This is a genomic window from Streptomyces sp. YS-3 (genome assembly GCF_045257485.1).
Classification (GTDB): domain Bacteria; phylum Actinomycetota; class Actinomycetes; order Streptomycetales; family Streptomycetaceae; genus Streptomyces.
The window spans coordinates 1-1,824 of record NZ_JBJHPC010000912.1 but is presented as its reverse complement, the minus strand read 5'-3'; the positions used below and the strand labels follow the sequence as shown (position 1 = coordinate 1,824).

General features: G+C 74.9%; 3 protein-coding genes and 1 pseudogene. 3 read left to right on the top strand and 1 reads right to left on the bottom strand.

The features are described from left to right. From ACJA3G_RS36210 to ACJA3G_RS36200, 3 genes and pseudogenes are all read left to right on the top strand, one after another. Nucleotides 1-377, top strand: a pseudogene (locus ACJA3G_RS36210) (hypothetical protein); the annotation flags it as partial. Then, entirely contained in the window at nucleotides 374-895 is a 522-nt protein-coding gene (locus ACJA3G_RS36205; protein WP_406557274.1) for a SixA phosphatase family protein, read from the top strand. The pseudogene ACJA3G_RS36210 and the gene ACJA3G_RS36205, both read left to right, overlap by 4 nt. Before the next feature lie 126 nt (nucleotides 896-1,021). Beyond that, nucleotides 1,022-1,189 carry a hypothetical protein gene (locus ACJA3G_RS36200; protein WP_406557273.1) on the top strand — a complete coding sequence of 56 codons (168 nt, stop codon included), beginning with the start codon at nucleotides 1,022-1,024 and terminating at the stop codon, nucleotides 1,187-1,189. A 9-nt stretch (nucleotides 1,190-1,198) separates the two neighbouring features. Here the strand turns inward: ACJA3G_RS36200 and ACJA3G_RS36195 are convergent, their stop codons facing one another. Further along, nucleotides 1,199-1,762, bottom strand: coding sequence for a dihydrofolate reductase family protein (locus ACJA3G_RS36195; protein WP_406557275.1), 564 nt, complete (start codon nucleotides 1,760-1,762; stop codon nucleotides 1,199-1,201). Nucleotides 1,763-1,824: the final 62 nt, after the last annotated feature.

The following is a 1,824-nucleotide window of genomic DNA, read 5'->3' as shown; positions in this document are numbered from 1 at the left end:
ACCGGGGGGACGGCGACGGGGACGGCCTCGCCCTGCGGCTGTCGCTGCTCGACCAGCCGTACCACCAGCCCGTGACGCTCACCGCCGAAGCGGTCGGGGGCGCCGCGTGGCGCCTCGCACGGTGGCGGCGTGCCGTCGCCGGGTGGGCCGACGAGCCCTCCAAGCCCCTGCTGGACGATCTCGTACGCACGGCCCGCGAAGGGCTGGAGGACAGCCTCGACACGGCCGCCGTGCTGCGGGCGCTGGACGAACTGGCCGAGGACAGCGGCGTACCGGCGGGCGCCAAGTTCGAGACGTTCGCCCGGCTCGACCGCGTCCTCGGCCTGGAGCTGACCCGCGAGATCGGCACGGCGCCCGCCGGGGGAGCGGGGGCGTGAGCCCGCTGCGGCGGCTCGTGGTCCTGCGGCACGCCAAGTCGGCGTGGCCCGAGGGCGTGCCCGACCACGCCCGGCCGCTCGGGCGGCGCGGGCTGCGCGACGCGCCCGCCGCCGGGCGCTGGCTGAGCGCGGCGGACTGCCTGCCCGATCTCGTCCTGTGCTCCACCGCCCGCCGGGCCCGCGAGACCTGGGAGCTGGCGGCGGCCGAGCTGGGCAGCCCGCCCCCGGTCCGCCACGACCCGAGGCTGTACGCGGCCGACGCCCGCGAGCTGCTCGGCGCCGTGCGCGAAGGGCCCGCCGACGTCGGGACGCTGCTCTTGGTCGGCCACAACCCCGGCGTCCAGGACCTGACCCTGCTGCTCACCGGGGAGGCCCTCGGGGAGAGCCTGGACCGGGCCGGGACCAAGTTCCCCACCGCGGCGATCGCCGTCCTCACCTGGCGCGGCGCGTGGTCCGATCTGGCGCCCGGCGCCGCGCTGCTCACCGACTTCGCGGTCCCGCGCGGGGCCCGTACCTGAACGGCGGGGCGAGCGCGGGGGCGGACCGGCCATCGGAGTGATGAATCGTTTCGCTGCGCGGCTGGGGCGGGGGCGGCGTGATGGAGTTGCCGCGTCCGTTACGCCTGTGGGAGAGGACAGAGGGCGATGCAGTACGGCTGTCCGGGCTGTGACGCCCTGCGCGCGGAGGCACGTCGGCCGGGCGCCGATCTGGCCGATCTGCTGGACCGCGTACAGCTTCACGAGCTCGACCCCCATCCGCCCCGGTCCGCCGCTCCGCGCGAGCGCGAGCAGGACCGGAGGCGGCGGGCCTGAGCGGGAGGTTCAGCCGGCGCGTTCGTAGCGCAGGAGGACGACGCCGTTGCCGAACGCCCGGCTCTCGGTGAGCCGGAGCGCGACCATCGCGTCGGAGGACGGGAAGGGGAGCCTGCCCCGCCCGATGAGGACGGGGTGGACGTACACGCGGAACTCGTCCACCAGTCCGTGGCGCAGGAAGTCGGCGGCGAGGTCGGGGCCGCCCACCGTCAGGTCACCGCCCGGCCGCTCCTTGAGCGCCCGGATCTCCTCGGGGACGACGTCCCGCAGGAGCGTGGAGTTCCACTCCACCCGCTCCAGCGTCCGCGAGAACACGAACTTCGGCGTGTCCAGCCAGATCCGGGCGAACTCCCGCATCGGCCCGGTGCTCGCCGGATCGGCCTCCGCGGTCGGCCAGACCCCGGCCATCAACTCGTAGGTGACACGGCCGTGGATGAAGCCGCCCATGGTCCGTAGCTCGTCGTTGAAGTGCTGGTGCAGTTCGTCGTCGATGCGGTGCCAGTCGAGCCGGCGCTCCGGCCCCTCGAAGAATCCGTCCAGGGACACGGACAGCATCAGGATGATTTTCCTCAAGGCGGCCTCGCCGGTGTCAGGGACGGGTACGGGCGCGACGATACGCGCGCGAGGGCGGGGCG

Coding starts and splice junctions, on each gene's coding strand:
- ACJA3G_RS36200 (WP_406557273.1), top strand. CDS start 1,022: ATGCAGTACGGCTGTCCGGGCTGTGACGCCCTGCGCGCGGAGGCACGT.